This is a genomic window from Mycobacterium sp. E1214 (genome assembly GCF_001666755.1).
Classification (GTDB): domain Bacteria; phylum Actinomycetota; class Actinomycetes; order Mycobacteriales; family Mycobacteriaceae; genus Mycobacterium.
Genome location: NZ_LZJC01000062.1, coordinates 1 through 762 on the forward strand (window position 1 = coordinate 1; position 762 = coordinate 762).

Consider the following 762-nt stretch of genomic DNA (forward strand, 5'->3'; position numbering starts at 1 on the left):
TCAGCTCCGATATGTGGTCTTTGGCAACGCGATACGGGATCGTAATGCATATAGCGTGCGTAAAAGGCATTTCGTTAGCGGACGGAGGCGGCCGTTCACACAGTCTTCACGGTAGACGCCCACTTAATAGCACAGAAGATGCATGGTGTCATCGGCTCTGGCTTCGCCGGCCCGTGCCGGGAGGTCGCCAGCTACCCCATGCCGCCCGATTTTGCTGGGTTTTTCACGCTGTCGCTACTTGTTCGCCTCTAGGTGATTTTCGCGTCCCCACCGGTTCGGCTAGTCTCAGAGACGCACCATCGATAACTTCATCGCCCTAACGGCCGCCCTGCATCGGTGCAGGTCACCGCAGCTGAATCGGCACTGCGCACGCTCTGCCGGAGACCACTTGTTGAACTGCGTCAAGAGGCCAATAGGTCACACCAGGAACTTTCCTCAAACCTCGGACGGCCCCTGCGCCCCTCCACTATGGTTTGAGACCGTTCCACTCATGTCGACTAGGCATCCTGGAGAATTGTGAGTATCAATCCATTCGACGACGACAACGGCAGCTTTTTCGTCCTGGTGAATGACGAAGAGCAGCACAGCCTCTGGCCGGCTTTCGCCGATGTTCCGGCGGGCTGGCGGGTGGTATTCGGGGAAGCCGACCGCGCCGCTTGTTTGGAGTACATCGAAGAACATTGGCCCGACATCCGGCCAAAGAGCCTGCGCGACAGGCTCGCAAGCGGTCGAGGTTTTGACCAGTAATCAGTCGAAGCACGG

Annotated in this window: 1 protein-coding gene; it reads left to right on the plus strand. The window is 58.1% G+C overall.

Annotation, left to right across the window (positions count from 1 at the left end):
- Positions 1-516: 516 nt before the first annotated feature.
- Complete coding sequence (locus A5700_RS07285) at positions 517-747, plus strand: MbtH family protein (protein ID WP_068067615.1); 231 nt, start codon at positions 517-519, stop codon at positions 745-747.
- Positions 748-762 lie beyond the last annotated feature (15 nt).